This is a genomic window from Streptomyces sp. NPDC059852, from assembly GCF_042731455.1.
Classification (GTDB): Bacteria; Actinomycetota; Actinomycetes; order Streptomycetales; family Streptomycetaceae; genus Streptomyces.
Genome location: NZ_JBHWJK010000011.1, coordinates 105,163 through 122,875, shown reverse-complemented (window position 1 = coordinate 122,875; position 17,713 = coordinate 105,163). Strand labels below are relative to the sequence as shown.

The 17,713-nt window shown below is 74.5% G+C and carries 15 protein-coding genes; 6 read left to right on the top strand and 9 right to left on the bottom strand.

Going from position 1 to position 17,713, the window contains the following annotated elements; genetic code table 11:
* From ACFV46_RS16790 to ACFV46_RS16760, 7 genes are all read right to left on the bottom strand, one after another.
* Entirely contained in the window at window positions 1-1,470 is a 1,470-nt protein-coding gene (locus ACFV46_RS16790) for an AlkA N-terminal domain-containing protein (protein ID WP_385498773.1), read from the bottom strand.
* A gap of 105 nt (window positions 1,471-1,575) precedes the next feature.
* Entirely contained in the window at window positions 1,576-2,055 is a 480-nt protein-coding gene (locus tag ACFV46_RS16785) for a hypothetical protein (protein WP_361927916.1), read from the bottom strand.
* A gap of 62 nt (window positions 2,056-2,117) precedes the next feature.
* Window positions 2,118-2,630 carry an O-acetyl-ADP-ribose deacetylase gene (locus tag ACFV46_RS16780; protein ID WP_361927914.1) on the bottom strand — a complete coding sequence of 171 codons (513 nt, stop codon included), beginning with the start codon at window positions 2,628-2,630 and terminating at the stop codon, window positions 2,118-2,120.
* Between the two features lie 49 nt (window positions 2,631-2,679).
* On the bottom strand, window positions 2,680-4,092 hold the full coding sequence (locus ACFV46_RS16775) for a phytoene desaturase family protein (protein WP_385498698.1): 1,413 nt from the start codon (window positions 4,090-4,092) through the stop codon (window positions 2,680-2,682).
* A 121-nt stretch (window positions 4,093-4,213) separates the two neighbouring features.
* Window positions 4,214-5,071 carry an inositol monophosphatase family protein gene (locus ACFV46_RS16770; RefSeq protein WP_385498696.1) on the bottom strand — a complete coding sequence of 286 codons (858 nt, stop codon included), beginning with the start codon at window positions 5,069-5,071 and terminating at the stop codon, window positions 4,214-4,216.
* Between the two features lie 97 nt (window positions 5,072-5,168).
* Window positions 5,169-6,992: a gamma-glutamyltransferase family protein gene (locus ACFV46_RS16765; RefSeq protein ID WP_385498695.1), complete on the bottom strand. Its 1,824-nt coding sequence runs from the start codon at window positions 6,990-6,992 to the stop codon at window positions 5,169-5,171.
* 126 nt (window positions 6,993-7,118) lie between these two features.
* Window positions 7,119-8,063, bottom strand: a complete 945-nt coding sequence (locus ACFV46_RS16760; protein ID WP_385498693.1) for an NADP-dependent oxidoreductase — start codon at window positions 8,061-8,063, stop codon at window positions 7,119-7,121.
* 123 nt (window positions 8,064-8,186) lie between these two features.
* Between ACFV46_RS16760 and ACFV46_RS16755 the strand changes: the two genes are divergently transcribed.
* From ACFV46_RS16755 to meaB, 4 genes are all read left to right on the top strand, one after another.
* A complete protein-coding gene (locus ACFV46_RS16755; RefSeq protein ID WP_376726981.1) occupies window positions 8,187-8,690 on the top strand; it encodes a MarR family winged helix-turn-helix transcriptional regulator in 504 nt (167 codons plus the stop codon).
* Between the two features lie 284 nt (window positions 8,691-8,974).
* A complete protein-coding gene (locus tag ACFV46_RS16750) occupies window positions 8,975-10,777 on the top strand; it encodes a methylmalonyl-CoA mutase family protein (RefSeq protein WP_385498692.1) in 1,803 nt (600 codons plus the stop codon).
* Window positions 10,777-12,951, top strand: coding sequence for a methylmalonyl-CoA mutase (gene scpA, locus ACFV46_RS16745; RefSeq protein WP_376726979.1), 2,175 nt, complete (start codon window positions 10,777-10,779; stop codon window positions 12,949-12,951). The genes ACFV46_RS16750 and scpA overlap by 1 nt, the downstream gene beginning before the upstream one ends.
* Window positions 12,948-13,970 (top strand): methylmalonyl Co-A mutase-associated GTPase MeaB, encoded by a 1,023-nt coding sequence (gene meaB / locus ACFV46_RS16740; RefSeq protein ID WP_361927890.1) that lies wholly within the window; start codon window positions 12,948-12,950, stop codon window positions 13,968-13,970. The genes scpA and meaB overlap by 4 nt, the downstream gene beginning before the upstream one ends.
* On the opposite strand, the gene ACFV46_RS16735 is transcribed toward meaB, so the two are convergent.
* Together ACFV46_RS16735 and ACFV46_RS16730 are read right to left on the bottom strand one after the other, a co-directional pair.
* Window positions 13,931-14,608 (bottom strand): response regulator, encoded by a 678-nt coding sequence (locus ACFV46_RS16735; protein WP_376726977.1) that lies wholly within the window; start codon window positions 14,606-14,608, stop codon window positions 13,931-13,933. The genes meaB and ACFV46_RS16735 overlap by 40 nt on opposite strands.
* Window positions 14,605-15,708 carry a sensor histidine kinase gene (locus ACFV46_RS16730; RefSeq protein ID WP_385498690.1) on the bottom strand — a complete coding sequence of 368 codons (1,104 nt, stop codon included), beginning with the start codon at window positions 15,706-15,708 and terminating at the stop codon, window positions 14,605-14,607. Before ACFV46_RS16730 ends, ACFV46_RS16735 begins: the two co-directional genes overlap by 4 nt.
* A gap of 168 nt (window positions 15,709-15,876) precedes the next feature.
* Here ACFV46_RS16730 and ACFV46_RS16725 point away from each other — a divergent pair, with 168 nt between their 5' ends.
* Both ACFV46_RS16725 and ACFV46_RS16720 read left to right on the top strand, forming a co-directional pair.
* Window positions 15,877-16,884, top strand: coding sequence for a carboxymuconolactone decarboxylase family protein (locus tag ACFV46_RS16725; protein WP_385498689.1), 1,008 nt, complete (start codon window positions 15,877-15,879; stop codon window positions 16,882-16,884).
* A 150-nt stretch (window positions 16,885-17,034) separates the two neighbouring features.
* Window positions 17,035-17,703 (top strand): hypothetical protein, encoded by a 669-nt coding sequence (locus tag ACFV46_RS16720; RefSeq protein ID WP_376726975.1) that lies wholly within the window; start codon window positions 17,035-17,037, stop codon window positions 17,701-17,703.
* Window positions 17,704-17,713: the final 10 nt, after the last annotated feature.

The following is a 17,713-nucleotide window of genomic DNA, read 5'->3' as shown; positions in this document are numbered from 1 at the left end:
TTATGCGGGGAGGACGTTGATGGGGTGGCTGTCCGTCGCCCACAGGTACTGGACGGCGTAGGCCCGCCAGGGGCGCCAGGCGGCGGCGCGGGCGGTGAGGGCCGCCGGGGTGGACGGCAGGCCCAGCTCCAGGGCGGCGCGGCGGACGCCGAGGTCGGTGGGGAGGAAGGCGTCGGGGTCACCGAGGGCGCGCATCGCGATGACGTCGACCGTCCAGGGGCCGAAGCCCGGCAGGGAGAGCAGTCTCGCCCGGGTCTCGGGCCGGTCGCTGTCGGGGCCGAGGCGGATGTCGCCGTCGGCGAGCCGGCGGACCAGGGTTGTGAAGGTGGTGCGGCGGCTGCGGGGCATCGCCAGGGCCTCGGGAGCCACAGAGGCGAGAGCGGCCGGTTCCGGGAAGAGGTGGGTGAGGCCGCCCTCCGGGTCGTCCACCGGCTCTCCGTGCGCGGTGACCAGGCGGGCCGCGTGGGTGCGGGCGGCCGCCGTGGAGACCTGCTGTCCGAGCACGGCCCGTACGGCGAACTCGGCCTCGTCGACCGTGCGCGGGACCCGGCGCCCGGGTGCCTTGTCGATCAGCGGCGCGAGCACCGGGTCGGTGCGCAACTGGTCGTCGACGGCGACCGGGTCGGCGTCGAGGTCGAGCAGCCGCCGGCACCGGCTGGTCGCGACGGTGAGGTCGCGCAGGTCGCTGAGGGTGAGGCGGCAGGCGATGTGGTCGGGGCGCGGGCTCAGCGCCACGATGCCGTGCCCGTAGGGCAGCCGGAGCGTGCGCCGGTACGCGCCGTCCCGCCACTCCTCGACGCCGGGCACGGCGGTCGCCGCGAGGTGCCCGAAGAGGTTGTCGGGGTTGAGGGGGGCGCGGAACGGCAGGCGCAGGGTGAGGGCCCCCGCGGTGCCGCCCTGGGCGCAGCGGGGTGCCCGGGCACGCAGGTCGGTCGGGGCGAGGGCGAAGACCTCGCGGACGGTGTCGTTGAAGGTGCGCACGGAGGCGAAGCCGGCCGCGAAGGCGATGTCCGCCATGGGCAGGGAGGTCGTCTCGATGAGGAGCCGCGCGGTCTGGGCGCGCTGGGCGCGGGCCAGGGCGAGCGGGCCGGCGCCGAGCTCGGCGAGGAGCTGGCGTTCGATCTGCCGGGTGCTGTAGCCGAGGCGCGCGGCGAGGCCGGGGACGCCCTCGCGGTCCACGACGCCGTCGGCGATCAGCCGCATCGCACGCGCCACGACGTCGGCGCGCTGGTTCCACTCGGGCGAGCCGGGGCTGGTGTCGGGGCGGCACCGCTTGCAGGCGCGGAAGCCGGCCTGCTGGCAGGCGGCGGCGCTCGGCAGGAACCGCATGTTCGCGGGCCGGGGCGGGACCGCGGGACAGCTGGGCCGGCAGTAGATCCCGGTCGTGACGACCGCCGTGAAGAACCACCCGTCGAAGCGGGCGTCCTTCGACTGCACGGCGCGCACGCAGCGCTCGACGTCGGTGTGCATCCCCTGGCTCATGCGTCCAGCATCGGGGATGTGTGCGGGCTCGCGCTGGCGAGAATCCGACACGGACGTCGGCCGGCCTGGGCGGCGGCGGATCGCCTCGGCGCCTCAGGGGGACGCGGGGGCGCTCGGGCCGATGCCGCGCAGGTGCTCGATGCTGCCGCCGAGCCGGGGCCGCAGCCGCTCCAGCACGGCGGGCTCGGCGCTGACCACCCACCGGGTCCCGACCAGGTACGTGCCGCCGTAGACGGCGGCCGCGTCCAGCCAGTCCCGCTTCAGCCGCTCCTCGGGGAACGTCGTGACGAGGTAGTCGCCCCGCTTCGTCCGGCAGACGCCCTCGCGCAGCTCGTCCGCCTCGGTCCTGATCCTCACCTCGCACCCGGTGAGGCCGGCGATCACCTCGACCTTCGCCGGGGCCACCACCCCGGCCTCGGCGGCGGAGACCTTCGGCGGGCCGCCCGAAGCGGCGGCGGGACCGGCGTCGCCGCCGCCGCACGCGGTGGCCAGGAGCAGGGGCGCCAGTCCGGCGACGAGCGCGACCCCGCGGCGCGCGCCGCCTCCCCGGGTACCGCCTCCTCGATTCCTCACGGGTGCCTGGTGTGCCTGGTGCGTCTCCACGGGAGGGGGTACGGATCAGCCGCGGGCGGTGTTCACGCCTCCAGCCGCCGGGCGAACACCTCGTACGCGGCCGTGTCGAAGAGCACGAACCGCACCTCCTCGACGGCGGTCACCGCCGACCTGACGGTCTCCAGCGCGATCCGGGCGCCGTCGTCCATGGGCCAGCCGTAGATCCCGGTGGAGATGGCGGGGAACGCGACGGTGCGGGCGCCGAGTTCGTCGGCGACGCGCAGCGACTCGCGGTAGCAGGAGGCCAGCAGGTCGGAGCGGTCCTCGCCGGACGACCAGACCGGGCCGACCGTGTGGATCACCCAGCGCGCCGGCAACTGCCCCGCCGTGGTGGCGACCGCCTGCCCGGTGCGCAGACCCTTGCCGTACCGGGAGGCGCGCAGCGCGCGGCACTCGGCGAGGATCTCGGGGCCGCCGCGCCGGTGGATGGCGCCGTCCACACCGCCTCCGCCGAGCAGGGAGGAGTTCGCGGCGTTGACGATCGCGTCGGCCGCCTCACGGGTGATGTCGCCCTGTACGAGTCCGATGGTGGTCATGAGCCCTTCCTAGCAGGGCGTGCCGGTCCCCGCAGGTGTCGGGCCGGGGTCAGGGCTCCTGGCGCAGACGGCGCCAGACCGCCTTGGCCGCGTTGTGCCCCGACATGCCGTGCACGCCCGGGCCGGGCGGGGTCGCGGACGAGCAGAGGTAGATCGCGGGGTGCGGGGTGCGGTACGGGAACAGCGACAGCTTGGGGCGCAGCAGGAGCTGGAGTCCGGTGGCGGCACCCGTGCCGATGTCGCCGCCGACGTAGTTGGCGTTGCGGGCGGCGAGTTCGGCCGGGCCGGCCGTGGCGCGGGCGAGCACCCGGTCACGGAACCCGGGTGCGTAGCGCTCCAGTTGGCGTTCCAGGGCGTCCGTGAGGTCGCCGGTCCAGCCGTTGGGGACATGGCCGTACGCCCAGAAGACGTGCTTGCCCTCGGGGGCGCGGGTGGGGTCGGCGACGCTGGGCTGCACGGTGATCAGGAACGGCCGGTCGGGTGCGCGTCCCTCGCGTGACGCGGCCCGCAGCGCCGCCCCGATCTCCGCGCTGTCCGCGCCGACCTGCACGGTGCCGGCCCGCCGGGCCTCCGGGGCGGTCCAGGGCACCGGGCCGTCCAGCGCGTAGTCGATCTTGAAGACGCCTGAGCCGTACCGGTAGTCGTCGTAGTAGCCGCCGAAGCCGGCGATCCGGGCGAGCGCGGTGGGCGAGGTGTCGAAGACGTACGCGCGCGCGGGCGGCAGGTCGTCGAGCCGCTTCACCTCGTAGTCGGTGTGCACGGAGCCGCCCAGGTCCTTCAGGTAGGCGGTGAGGGCGTCGGAGATCGACTGGGAGCCGCCCCGGGCGACGGGCCAGCCGCGGGCGTGCGCGGCGAGGGCGAAGACCAGGCCGATGGCGCCGGTCGCGAAGCCGCTCAGCGGGGCCATCACATGGGCGACCAGGCCGGAGAACAGGGCGCGCGCCCGCTCGTCGCGGAAGCGGCGCATCAGCCAGGTCGACGGCGGCAGGCCGGTCAGGCCGAACCGGGCGAGGGTGACCGGGTCGCGGGGCAGCGCGGTGAGGGGCAGCGACATGAAGTCCCGTGCCAACGTGTCCCACTTGGACAGGAAGGGGGCGACCAGCCGGCGGTACGTCCCCGCGTCGCGCGGCCCGAAGGAGGCGGCCGTCTCGGCGACGGACCGGGACAGCACGGCGGCGGTGCCGTCGGCGAAGGGGTGGGCCATCGGCAGCGCGGCGTGCAGCCACTCGAGGCCGTAGCGGTCGAGCGGCATCGCCCGGAAGGCGGGCGAGTTGATGCCGAGGGGGTGCGCGGCGGAGCACGGGTCGTGCCGGAAGCCGGGCAGCGTCAGCTCCTCCGTGCGGGCCCCGCCGCCGACGGTGTCCCGGGCCTCGAACACGGCCACGGAGAAGCCGCGGCGGGCCAGCTCCACGGCGGCGGTCAGGCCGTTCGGTCCCGCACCCACCACGACTGCGTCGAGCATCGACGGCACGTTCGGACCCCTTCCTCAGGCGGCGGCCTAGAGGGATCAGGATAGGCCGGGCCCTCGCGGCCCCACCTCCGCTCCCCCACGTCCCCCACCGCGGACTCTATTCCTGCGCCTCCTACGCCGCGCCGCGCGCTTCGCCGGACAGGAGTCCCGCCACCCGCCGGGCGGTGGCCGCGTCGCGGGCGGCCGTGAACGGCAGGGCATTGCCCCCGGTGATACGGAACGGCTCTCCCGTGTGCGTCAGGTGGGCGCCGCCGGCCTCCCGTACGAGCAGCAGGCCGGCCGCGTGGTCCCAGGCCGCCTCCCAGCCGAAGGCGACGGCGTCCAACTCGCCCCGGGCGACGGCCAGATACTCCAGGCCCGCCGATCCGCACGGGCGCGGGGCGACGCCGTCGGTCCACAGGCCGAGGAGGGACCGCTTCTGCTCGTCGGTCGTGAAGTCGGGGTGGGAGGTGGCGACCCGCAGGTCACGGGCCGGGTCCGGGGATCCGGCGCGCAGCCGCTCGCCGTCGAGGAAGGCGCCCCGGCCCCGGACGGCGGTGGCCAGCCGGTCGAGCGCGGGCGCGTAGGTCCAGGAGGCGAGCAGCTCGCCGCGCAGGGCGAGGGCGACCAGGGTGCAGAAGCCGCTGTCGCCGTGCACGAACTGGCGGGTGCCGTCGACGGGGTCGACGATCCACACCGGGGCGTCGCCGCGGAGCGCGTCGTACGCCGACGGGTCGGCGTGCACCGCCTCCTCGCCGACGACGACCGAGCCGGGCAGGAGGGCGCCGAGGGCGTCGGTGAGGTATCGCTCGGCGAGCCGGTCGGCGTGGGTGACCAGGTCGTGCGGCCCGCTCTTGCGGTCGATCTCGTGGTCGGCGAGCCGGCGGAAGCGGGGCATGATCTCGGCGGCCGCCGCCTTGCGGACGGCGTCCTCCACGTCGGTGGCGTGCTGGGCGAGAAACTCTTCGATGGTTTCGTTGTCTTCGATCACCCGTCCATGGAAACACGCGCCACTGACAACGCCCGCCCGCCGGGTGACCTGCGGATGGCCTCCCGGTGAACTCGCGGGCGGGCATCGTCGTGGCCCGTCAGCGCCCGACGGCGTAGCCCTGCATGCCGCGCGGGTTGGCCGCGGCCGACAGGACCCCGGTCGCGGGGTCGCGGGCGACCGCGCACAGACGGCCCTCCGACCAGGCGTCGCCGACCGTGACGTCGTGGCCGCGCCGCCGCAGCCCGTCCACCACGGCGGGGTCGGTGCGGGCCTCCACGGTGACGCTCCCGGGCCGGCTGCCGCGCGGGTGGAACGATCCGGGGAAGCTGTCGTTGTGCCAGTTCGGGGCGTCGATCGCGCCCTGGAGGTCGAGGCCGCCACGGACCGGGCCGCGCAGGGCGACGGCGAGGAAGAAGTGCAGCTGCCACTGGTCCTGCTGGTCCCCGCCGGGCGTGCCGAAGGCCAGCACGGGCACGCCGTCGCGCAGCGCGATGGTGGGGGTGAGCGTGGTGCGGGGGCGCCGCCCGGGCGTCAGGGAGCTCGGCAGGCCCTCCTCCAGCCAGGTCATCTGCAGCCGTGTGCCGAGCGGGAAGCCGAGTTCGGGCACCACGGGGTTGGACTGCAGCCAGCCGCCGCTCGGGGTGGCCGCGACCATGTTGCCCCACCGGTCGACGACGTCGAGGTGGCAGGTGTCGCCGCGGGTGCTGCCGTCGGCGGCCACCTCCGGCTCGCCCGGCACCGGCGACAGGGGCGACCTGGCGACCGTGGGCTCCCCGGCGCCGGGCACGGAGCCGGGCGCTGCGACGGCGGCGCCCCGCGCGTGGGCGCCGAGCCGGGGCGTACGGCCGCCGGGGCTGCCGGGCCGGAGCTCGAAGGAGGCCGTGTCGCCCACCAGCCGGCGGCGATCGGCGTTGTAGGCGTCGGACAGCAGGTCGGCGAGCGGCACCTCGGCGGCGTCGCCGTACCAGGCCTCCCGGTCGGCCATGGCGAGTTTGCAGCCCTCGATCAGCAGGTGGACGTAGTCGGCGGACCCGTACGGCGGCAGCTCGTCCGGGAGCAGGGCGAGCTGCTGGAGGAGGACCGGGCCCTGGCTCCAGGGCCCGGCCTTGCACAGGGTCCAGCCGTTCCAGTCGTACGTCGCCGGCGCCTCGTAGGTCGCGGACCAGCCGGCCAGGTCGACGGCGGTGAGGGTGCCGGTGTGGCGTTCGCCGCTGGTGTCGAGGGTGGGCCGGTGCGCCTGGCGGACCAGGGCCTCGGCGATGAACCCGGAGCGCCACACCTCGCGGGCGGCCTCGATCCGCGCGACGCGGTCGCCGGCGCCGGCGGTCTCGTCGAGCAGGCGTTTCCAGGTGGCGGCGAGCGCCGGGTTGCGCAAGAGCGTCCCGGGGCGGGGCGGCTCGCCGTCCGGCAGGTACACCTCGGCGGAGGAGGTCCACTCGGTCTCGAACAGCTCCCGCACGGTCTCGACCGTCTCGCCGACGCGCTCCACGGGCGCGTGCCCGTGTTCGGCGTAGTGGATGGCGTACTCCAGGACGTCGGCGGGCGCGAGCGTGCCGTGGTCGCGGAGCAGGACCATCCAGGCGTCGAAGGCGCCGGGGACGGCGGCGGCCAGCGGTCCGGTGCCGGGGACGAGGTCCAGGCCGAGGCCCCGGTAGTGGGCGACGGTCGCGCCCGCCGGGGCGACGCCCTGGCCGCACAGCACCCGCACCTCGCCGCCCGCCGGGGCGAGGAGGATCGGCACCTCGCCGGCCGGCCCGTTCAGATGCGGTTCGACGACGTGCAGCACGAACGCTCCCGCCACGGCGGCGTCGTAGGCGTTGCCGCCGCGCTCCAGGACCGCCATCGCGGACTGCGAGGCCAGCCAGTGGGTGGACGACACCATGCCGAAGGTGCCCTGGAGGGTGGGACGGGTGGTGAACATGGCCGGGCGTCACCTCGGGGTCGGGCGGACGGGTCCGTCCGATCTTCCGTGACCACCAGTTCCATGTTCAACCGTCCATGGGGGCGTGGAGCGAGGGTGCCGTGAAGGTGTGGAGGCCGGCGGGTGTCACGCGGTGGAGGCCACGACGACGACCTTGCCGTGCACCGCGCCCTCGGCGGCCCGTGCGTGCAGGTCCGGCAGCCCGGCCAGCGGCACCCGCTCGGCGATGTCGACGCGCAGCTCGCCCCGGTCTGCCATCGCCGCCAGCAGCGCCAATTGACCGGTGTCGCTGCGGACGAACAGGTCGACGCCCCGCACACCGCGCTCCTCGTCGCTCGGGGCGGGCATCCACACGGTGGTGTTCACGAGGACCCCGCCGGGGCGGACCAGGGCGACCAGCGCCGCCAGGTCGGCCGGTTCGACCGGTGCGAGGTTGAGCGCGAGGTCGACCGGTTCGGTCACCGCCGCGGTGACGCCGGTGGTGGTGTGGTCGACGACCTCGTCGGCTCCCGCGGAGGCGACCGCCTCGCCGCTGCGCGGGCCGGCCGTGGCGATGACGTGGGCACCGGCGTTCTTCGCCAGCTGCACGGCGTAGCCGCCGACCGCGCCGCCCGCCCCGTTGATCAGGACGCGCTGCCCGGCCGTCAGCCCGCCGTGGTCGAACAGGGCCTGGTACGCGGTCAGGCCCACCACGGGGAGGGCGGCGGCGTCCGCCAGGGGGACGCTCTTCGGTGCCGGCGCCAGGACGTCGGCCGGTGCGAGGACGTACTCCGCGGCGGCGCCGGTGCCGTCCATCGGCAGGAAGCCGATGACCTGGTCGCCGACCGCAGGGCCGTCCACCCCCTCGCCCAGCGCGTCGACCGTGCCGGCGACGTCGATGCCGGGGGTGTGGGGCAGCTCCACCGGGATGGGGCCCTGCATGAAGCCGGCGCGGATGTTGCCGTCGACGGGGTTGAACGAGGTCGCGGTCACGCGGACGCGGACCTGGCCGGGGCCGGGGACGGGCTGCTCCACGTCCTCGAGGCGCAGGACGCCGGGGTCGCCGTACTCGTGGAAACGCACTGCCTTCATCACGGTTCTCACCTTCGTTGTGATCCTTCGTCGCGAAGGTTGCTTCGAATTCGAAGTAACTGACGCCGACGCTACACCTGCTTCGAATTCGAAGCAAGTGGGTGCGGGCAGTAGACTCCGGCCATGCCTGATTCGCCGCCGTCACTCGACCCCGTGCAGCTCGGCACCTATTTCGACCTCATCGAGGTGACCAGCCTGCTGCGGCACGCGGTCGAGCAGCAGCTGCGGGAGAGCGGCGGGCTCAGTTACGTGCAGTTCCAGTTGCTGGCCCGGCTCGGGGACGCCCCCACGGGAAGCCACCGCATGACCGACCTGGCCGACGGCGTCGTCTACAGCCGCAGCGGCCTGACGTACCAGGTGGGCCTGCTGGAGAAGGAGGGTCTGGTCGTCCGCGCCCCCTCGCCGGAGGACGAGCGCAGCATCACCGTCACCCTCACCGACGCCGGGCGCGAGTTGCTCGCGAAGGTGCTGCCGGGGCATATCGAGGTGGTCAGCGGGCTGCTGTTCGCGCCGCTCTCGGCCGACGACGTCAGGACGCTCGCCGGCCTGCTGCGGCCGGTGCGCGACCACATGCGCGCGACGCCGCCCCGCTCGGCCGCCTCACGCCGCCGCAGGGGCGGTGCCTGAGCGCGACGCGAACGGTCAGCCCTTCCCGCAGGCGCGGGGCGGGGGCGGCGGGAAGGCGGGGAGCCCCAGGGTCTCGGGCGGGGCCACGCCGGGGTCGTCGCAGACGTCGTCGCACGGAGCCGGCCCAGTCCCGCGAGGCCGTCAAGTCGGGCCTGCGAGCCGCCCGTTCCGCGCGCTCGCGCGAGCCCGGAGGGATGCGGAGACGCAGGTCACAATCTGGAAGAGGGCAAGGTCACAGCCGTGCCCCCTGCTGCTCCTTTGACGATCTGACCTAGCATCCGAGCATGACGGTCCTGCCTGACGACGGGCTCTCGCTGGCCGCCGAGTTCCCTGACGCAACCCATGAGCAGTGGCAACACCTGGTGGAAGGTGTGCTGCGCAAGGCGGGCAAGGATGTGTCGGGTACGGCTGCCGAGGACGCCCTGTCCACCGCACTCGAGGACGGGATGCGCTCCCGCCCCCTGTACACCGCGCGCGACGCCGCGCCCGACCCCGGCCTGCCCGGCTTCGCCCCGTTCGTCCGGGGCGGGCGCCCCGAGGGCAACACGGCGGGCGGCTGGGACGTACGGCAGCGGCACACCACGGCCGCGGACGGCGTGGTGCTGGCGGACCTGGAGAACGGCGTCACCTCGCTCTGGCTGGTCCTCGGCGACGCCGGCATCCCGGTGTCCTCCCTCGGCGATGCCCTCGACGGCGTCTACCTCGACCTCGCCCCGGTCGTCCTGGACGCGGGCGCCGAGACGGAGGCCGCCGCGCACGCCCTGCTCGCCCTGTACGACGAGCGCGGCATCGCGAAGGACGCGGTGCGCGGCAACATCGGCGCCGACCCGCTCGGCCACGAGGCCCGCACCGGCACGTCCCTGCCCTTCGCGCCGGCCGCCGAACTGGCCCGGCGGTGCGCCGAGCAGTACCCGGGCCTGAGGGCCCTGACCGTGGACGCCCTGCCGTACCACGAGGCCGGCGGCTCGGCCGCGCAGGAACTCGGCGCCGCCCTGGCGACCGGTGTGGCGTATCTGCGCGAGCTGACCGGGGCCGGGCTGACGGTCGAACAGGCCGCGGCCCAGCTGGAGTTCCGCTACGCGGCCACCGCCGACCAGTTCCTGACCATCGCCAAGCTGCGGGCGGCACGCCGCCTGTGGGCGCGGGTGACCGAGGTGTCCGGGGCGTCCAGTGCCCAGACGCAGCACGCCGTCACCTCGCCGGTGATGATGACGCGCCGGGACCCGTGGGTGAACATGCTGCGCACCACGGTCGCCACGCTCGCGGCCGGCGTCGGCGGCGCCGACTCGGTGACGGTGCTGCCCTTCGACCACGCGCTGGGCCTGCCCGACGCGTTCGCGCGGCGCATCGCCCGCAACACCTCGACCATCCTCATCGAGGAGTCCCACCTGGCCCGGGTCATCGACCCGGCGGGCGGCTCCTGGTACGTGGAGCGGCTGACGGACGAACTGGCCCACGCGGGCTGGGACTTCTTCCAGCGGATCGAGCGGGCGGGCGGCCAGGCCGCGGCGCTGCGCTCGGGACGGCTGCGCGACGACCTCGCCGCCACCTGGGAGGCCCGCACCGGCAAGCTGGCGAAGCGCCGTGAACCGGTCACCGGCGTGAGCGAGTTCCCGCATCTCGCCGAGCAGCCCGTAGTGCGCGAGCCCGCGCCCGAGCCGCCGTCCGGGGGCCTGCCGCGCGTCCGGCGCGACGAGGCGTTCGAGGCGCTGCGCGCCCGCTCCGACGCGCACCTGGCGGCGACCGGCGCCCGGCCCCGGATCTACCTGGCCGCGCTCGGCCCGGCCGCCGCCCACACCGCGCGGCTGACCTTCGCCTCCAACCTCTTCCAGGCCGGCGGCATCGAGCCCGTCACCGAGGGCACCTTCGAGGAGAGCGGCGCCACCGAGGCGTGCCTGTGCTCCAGCGACGCCGTGTACGAGGAGCAGGCCGCCGAGGTCGCCGGGCGGCTGAAGGCGGCCGGTGCCGCGCACGTGTTCCTCGCCGGGCGGCCCGGGGACCACCCCGGCGTCGACGGCCATGTCTTCGCGGGCTGTGACGCCGTCGCCGTCCTGTCCGCCACCCTCGACCGCATGGGAGTGTCCTGATGGGAATCCCCGACTTCACCGGGATCGAACTGGGGACCCCGGCCGCGGCGGGCGGCTCCGACGAGTGGCGTACGGCCGTCAAGCAGGCCACCGGCGGCGACGAGCCGCTGTGGGAGACGCCCGAGGGCATCGCGGTCAAGCCGCTGTACACCGGGCGTGATCTGGAGGGCCTGGACTTCCTGGGCACGTATCCGGGTGTGGCGCCGTATCTGCGCGGCCCGTACCCGACGATGTACGTCAACCAGCCCTGGACGATCCGCCAGTACGCGGGCTTCTCCACCGCCGAGGAGTCCAACGCGTTCTACCGGCGCAATCTGGCGGCCGGCCAGAAGGGCCTGTCGGTCGCCTTCGACCTGCCGACGCACCGCGGCTACGACAGCGACCACCCGCGCGTGACCGGCGACGTCGGCATGGCGGGCGTGGCGATCGACTCGATCTACGACATGCGGCAGCTGTTCGACGGCATCCCGCTGGACAAGATGACGGTGTCGATGACGATGAACGGCGCGGTGCTGCCGGTCCTCGCGCTCTACATCGTCGCCGCCGAGGAGCAGGGCGTACCGCCCGAGAAGCTGGCCGGGACCATTCAGAACGACATTCTGAAGGAGTTCATGGTCCGCAACACCTACATCTATCCGCCGAAGCCGTCGATGCGGATCATCTCCGACATCTTCGCGTACACCTCGCAGCGGATGCCCCGCTACAACTCGATCTCCATCTCCGGCTACCACATCCAGGAGGCCGGGGCGACGGCCGATCTGGAGCTGGCGTACACGCTCGCGGACGGTGTCGAGTACATCCGGGCCGGACGGGAAGCGGGCCTGGACGTCGACGCGTTCGCGCCCCGGCTGTCGTTCTTCTGGGCGATCGGCATGAACTTCTTCATGGAGGTCGCCAAGCTGCGCGCGGCCCGCCTGCTGTGGGCGAAGCTGGTCAGGCAGTTCGACCCCAAGAACTCCAAGTCGCTGTCGCTGCGCACCCATTCGCAGACGTCGGGCTGGTCGCTGACCGCGCAGGACGTCTTCAACAACGTCACGCGCACCTGTGTCGAGGCGATGGCGGCGACGCAGGGGCACACGCAGTCGCTGCACACCAACGCGCTCGACGAGGCGCTGGCCCTGCCGACCGACTTCTCGGCGCGCATCGCCCGCAACACCCAGCTGCTGCTCCAGCAGGAGTCGGGCACCACCCGGGTCATCGACCCGTGGGGTGGCAGCGCCTACGTGGAGAAGCTGACGTACGACCTCGCGCGCCGTGCCTGGCAGCACATCCAGGAGGTCGAGGCGGCCGGCGGCATGGCCAAGGCCATCGACGCCGGCATCCCGAAGCTGCGCATCGAGGAGGCCGCGGCCCGCACCCAGGCGCGCATCGACTCCGGGCGCCAGCCGGTCGTCGGCGTCAACAAGTACCGCGTCGACAGCGACGAGCAGATCGACGTCCTCAAGGTCGACAACTCCTCGGTGCGGGCCCAGCAGATCGCCAAGCTGCGGCGGCTGCGCGAGGAACGCGACGAGACGGCGTGCCGGGACGCGCTGGACGCGCTCACCCGGGCGGCCGGCGGCGAGGGCAACCTGCTGGAGCTGGCCGTGGACGCGGCCCGCGCGAAGGCCACCGTCGGCGAGATCTCCGACGCCCTGGAGAAGGTGTACGGGCGGCACGCGAGCCAGATCCGTACCATCACCGGCGTGTACCGCAACGAAGCCGGGGAGTCGCCCGCCGTGGACCGCACCCGCACCCTCGTGTCCGACTTCGAGGAGGCCGAGGGCCGCCGCCCGCGCATCCTGGTCGCCAAGATGGGCCAGGACGGCCACGACCGCGGACAGAAGGTCATCGCGACCGCGTTCGCCGACCTCGGTTTCGACGTCGACGTCGGCCCGCTGTTCCAGACGCCCGCCGAGGTCGCCCGGCAGGCCGTCGAGGCGGACGTGCACATCGTCGGGGTGTCGTCGCTGGCGGCCGGGCACCTCACCCTCGTCCCGGCGCTCAAGGAGGCGCTGGCCGAGGAGGGCCGCGAGGACATCATGATCGTGGTCGGCGGGGTCATCCCGCCGCAGGACGTCGCGACGCTGCTCGAGATGGGCGCGGCGGCGGTCTTCCCGCCCGGCACGGTCATCCCGGACGCGGCGTACGACCTGGTGCGGCGGCTGGCGGACGGACTCGGGCACGAGCTGTGATCGATGTCGACGCGTATGTGAAGGGCGTGCTCGACGGGAAGCGGGCGATCGTCGCGCGCGCCATCACCCTCGTCGAGTCCACCCGGCCGCAGCACCGGGTGCTGGCCCAGCGCCTGCTGACCGAACTGCTGCCGCACAGCGGGCGGGCCCGGCGGATCGGGGTCAGCGGGGTGCCGGGCGTCGGCAAGTCCACGTTCATCGACGCGTTCGGGACGATGCTGACGGGCCTCGGGCACCGGGTGGCGGTGCTGGCGGTCGACCCGTCGTCCAGCAGGACGGGCGGGTCGATCCTGGGCGACAAGACGCGGATGGAGCGGCTGGCGGTCGATCCGGCGGCGTTCATCCGCCCCTCCCCCACGGCCGGGACGCTCGGCGGGGTCGCCAAGGCCACCCGGGAGTCCATCGTGGTGATGGAGGCCGCGGGCTACGACGTGGTGCTGGTGGAGACGGTCGGCGTGGGCCAGTCGGAGACGGCCGTGGCGAACATGGTCGACTCCTTCCTCCTGTTGACGCTGGCCCGTACCGGCGACCAGCTGCAGGGCATCAAGAAGGGCGTGCTGGAGCTGGCCGACGTCCTCGCCGTGAACAAGGCGGACGGCCCGCACGAACGGGACGCGAAGGCGGCCGCGCGCGAACTGGCGGGCGCGCTGCGGCTGATGCACGGCAAGGACGCCGTCTGGACGCCGCCCGTGCTGCACTGCAGCGGGCGGGAGTCGATCGGCCTGGACGCCGTCTGGGAGCGTCTGGAGCAGCACCGGGCGCTGCTGGACTCCACGGGCCGGCTCGCCGCCAAGCGGCGCGACCAGCAGGTCGACTGGACGTGGACGATGGTCCGCGACGAGCTGCTGGGCCGTCTGCACGCGGACCCGGCGGTCCGGTCCCTGGCTCCCGTGCTGGAACAGCGGGTCAGGGACGGCGAGTTGACGGCGACGCTGGCCGCCGAGCGGATCCTCGCGGCCTTCGAGGGCGGCGCGGAGCCTCAGGAGGCGCCGCGCGGCGCGACGAGCCCCGACTCGTAGGCGAACACGACGAGCTGGGCGCGGTCGCGGGCGCCCAGCTTGGTCATGGCCCGGCTGATGTGGGTCTTCGCGGTGAACGGGCTGATCACCATGTGCGCGGCGATCTCCTCGTTGGTCAGGCCGCGCGCCGCCAGCGCCGTCACCTCGCGTTCGCGGCGGGTCAGGGACTCCAGGCCCGGTGGGGTGGCCCGGTCGGGCGGCCGGGAGACGAACTCGCCGATCAGGGTGCGGGTCACCGAGGGCGACAGCAGCGCCTCGCCGCGCGCGACGACGTCGATCGCCTGGAGCAGGTCGGCCGGTTCGGTGTCCTTCAGCAGGAATCCGCTCGCCCCGGCGCGCAGCGCGTCGAAGACGTACGCGTCATGCCCGTAGTTGGTGAGGATGACGACCCGGACCGCGGCGAGCGCCGGGTCGGCGGCGATCCGGCGGGTGGCCTCGATCCCGCTCATCACCGGCATCTGCACGTCGACGAGCGCGATGTCGGGCACCTGGGCGCGGACCAGGTCCAGGCCCTGTGCGCCGTCGGCGGCCTCGCCGACGACCTCGATGCCGTCCTCCGCGTCCAGCAGCGCCCGGAACCCGGCCCGCATCAGCGCCTGGTCGTCGACGAGCGCGACCCGGATCACCCCGTCGCTCATCGCGCCTCCCTCAGCGGCAGCCGTGCCACGACCGCGAAGCCGCCCTCCTCGCGCGGGGCGGCCTCCAGTGTGCCGCCGAGGGCGGTGACGCGCTCGCGCATCCCGGTCAGGCCGATCCCGGGGACGGGCGGACGGGACGGGTCGGCGGCGCCGTCGTCCTCGACCCGCACGGTCAACTCCCTTTCCGAGTAGGCAAGATGGACGGCGACCTTCGCGGGGCCGGCGTGACGTGCGGCGTTGGTCAGGGCCTCCTGGACGATCCGGTACGCCGCCCGGCCGACGGGGGCGGGCAGGGGCCGCTCCTGTCCCGACACGGTCAGCTCGGCCGCGAGTCCGGCGGCCCTGGCCCGCTCCACGAGCAGCGCGGGGGTGCCGGCCGGCTCGTCGGTGCGCAGCACCTCCAGGGTGGCGCGCAGTTCGCGCATGGCCTCGCCGCTCGCCTCCTGGATGGCGAGCAGGGCGGGAGGCACGTCCTCGCCGCGCTTGCGCGCCAGGTGCACGGCGACGCCCGCCTGGAGCTTGACGATCGAGATGCTGTGGGTGAGGGAGTCGTGCAACTCACGGGCGATGCGCAGCCGTTCCTCGCCGGCCCGGCGCAGCGCCGCCTCCTCCCTGGTGCGTTCGGCCTCCAGGGCGCGCTGTTCGGTCTGGCGCAGATACGCCTGCCAGTTGCGGTCGGCGAGGCCGGTCACGACCGCGCACAGGAACCATCCGGCCAGCAGCAGGGTCTCGCGGACGGGAGCAGAACCCGACGGGCCCGCCGCCGCGTAGACGCCGAGGAAGACGGCGGCGGCCACCGCGGCGGTGCCCCGGTGCCCGGACCGGGACGCCGTGTGGACGGCGCCGACGACGGGCAGGGCCAGGGTGGCGGCGGGCCCCGCGTGCACGACGTCGGCGAGCAGACAGCCCGTGGTGACGGCGAGGACCACGCGCGGGGCGGAGCGGTGCGCGGCGATGGCGAGCGAACCGATCACGATCAGCGCCAGATCCAGCACGTCCGCCCGGTCGTCGGCGACGGCGGCGAGCACGGTGATCGCGCCGGCCACGACCGCGCCGGCCGCGTCGGCGAGCCGCTCGCGTGTGAGGCGTCCCCCGTCCATGTCCCGCACCCTAGACCGCGCCGCCGACGCCGTCGTCCGCCCTGTGGACGGCTCCCGGACTACTCCCGGGGCAGTAGTGCCGTACGCCGGACCGGCCGGCCGGAGCAGCGGGGACTGCGTCCGCCCGGACGACGCCGGACACGGCCCCGGCGGCGCAGGCTGGCGCCCATGACCTCAGCCTTCCGTCACACCGAACCCCTGCCTCCCCGGTCCGCCACCGGAACGGTCGCCGAGGCGTACGCGCAGATGCGCCGCGACTTCGGCATCGCCGAGCCGGCGACGTTCGTGGTGCTGTCCTCCACGCCCGAACTCCTCGTTGCGGCCTGGGCGTCGCTGCGCGAGTCGCTGATCGCCGGGCCTGGCGGCCGCACCGGCAAGGAGCTGGTGGCGCTCGGGGTGTCGCTCGCCAACCGCTGCCCGTTCTGTGTGGACGCGCACACGGTGCTGCTGCACGCCACCGGCGACCACGCGCTCGCCGAGCGGGTCGCGCGCGGGGAGACACCCGAGGACGAGACGCACGCCCGCCTGCTGGAGTGGGGGCGGCGCACACGGGTGCCGGGCGCCGCCCTGGAGCCGTACCCCTTCCCGCGCGAGGACGCCCCGGGCTACCTGGGGACGGCACTCACCTTCCACTTCGTCAACCGGATCGCCTCCTCCCTCCTCACCGAGAACCTGCTCCCGGCCGGCGCCCAGCGGTTCCGCGCGGTGCGCGGCCTGGCGGGCCGGGCCCTCGCGCGGACCGTCCGCCGCCCCGCGCTGCCGGGCGCGTCCCTCGCGCTGCTCGACACGGTCGACGCGGGCGAGGCCCCCGCGTGGGCGGACGGCTCCCCGGTCGGGGTGGCGTACGCGGCGCTGCTGCGGGCGGCCATGCCGGGCGCAGCCCTGCTCGGCGCCGACGACCACGACGCCGTGGAGGCGGCCCTGCTGGACTGGGACGGCGGGCATCCGCCGCTCGCGCCGGACGCCTTCCCGGACCGGCGCGAGCGGCCCGGGGCGCGGCTGGTGCTGCTGGCCGCCCTGGCGCCGTACCGGATCACGGAGGAGGACGTCGCCGCGTGGCGCCGCCCGGAGCACACCGACGACTGCCTGGTGCGGCTGATCGCCTACGGGGCCTTCATCGCCGTGGACCGTATCGAAAGCTCGCTTTCCGCCCGAACCACCCTGGAGGCTCCGTAACGCGCCCAGGACGCCCGGCGTTCGGGCCTGTTCCGTAGTGGCGTCGGCACGGAGCGAGTTGACCCTTCCGCCTCACGGAGAGTCGTGTGACACTGGCGTCCCGTCCGCTGTGCGGACCCCCTCCGCACCGTCCCCCACGAAAAGTGCGCCGTGCGTTCACTTCCCTTGCCGCTCGCTCTCACCGCGCGCCTGTCGCCCGTCGTCGTGCTCGCCACGGCGGGCTGGGCGCTGTCGTCCGGACCCGACGCGACGCCGGCCCCCGAGGACCGTACGGCGGCGCAGCGGACCGAGGAGGAGTCGCCGGACGCGCCCGCGACGGCCGCCGCGTCCAAGACGTACACCGCCGCCCCCTCGCCCTGCGGCAGCCTCTCCGCGAAGTCGGTCAAGGCGCTGGTGCCGGGGGCGAAGACGGCCGGCAAGGAGATACCGTCGACCGACAAGACGCTGCGCCGCACCTGCTCCTGGAACGCCCTCAAGGGGTACCAGTACCGCTGGCTGGACGTGTCCATCGAGATCCAGGAGTCCGAGGACGCGGCGGCGGACTCCTACAAGGGGCGGATCGCCGACCGCAGCGGCGGCGGCGCGGTCCCGGGCGTCGGGGACTCGGGCTACTCCGTCGTGAACCTCACCACCGAGGACAAGCAGCAGACCCGCGAGGGCGTGGTGATCGTCCGGACGTCCAACGCCCTGGTCTCCGTCACCTACAGCGGAAGCGACTTCGAGTCGAAGAAGGCACCCGCCACCGACGAGATCAACAAGGGCGCCATCAAGGCCGCCAAGGAGGCCGTGGCCGCGCTGGAGGACGGCCCCAAGGGCTGACCGTCCTCCG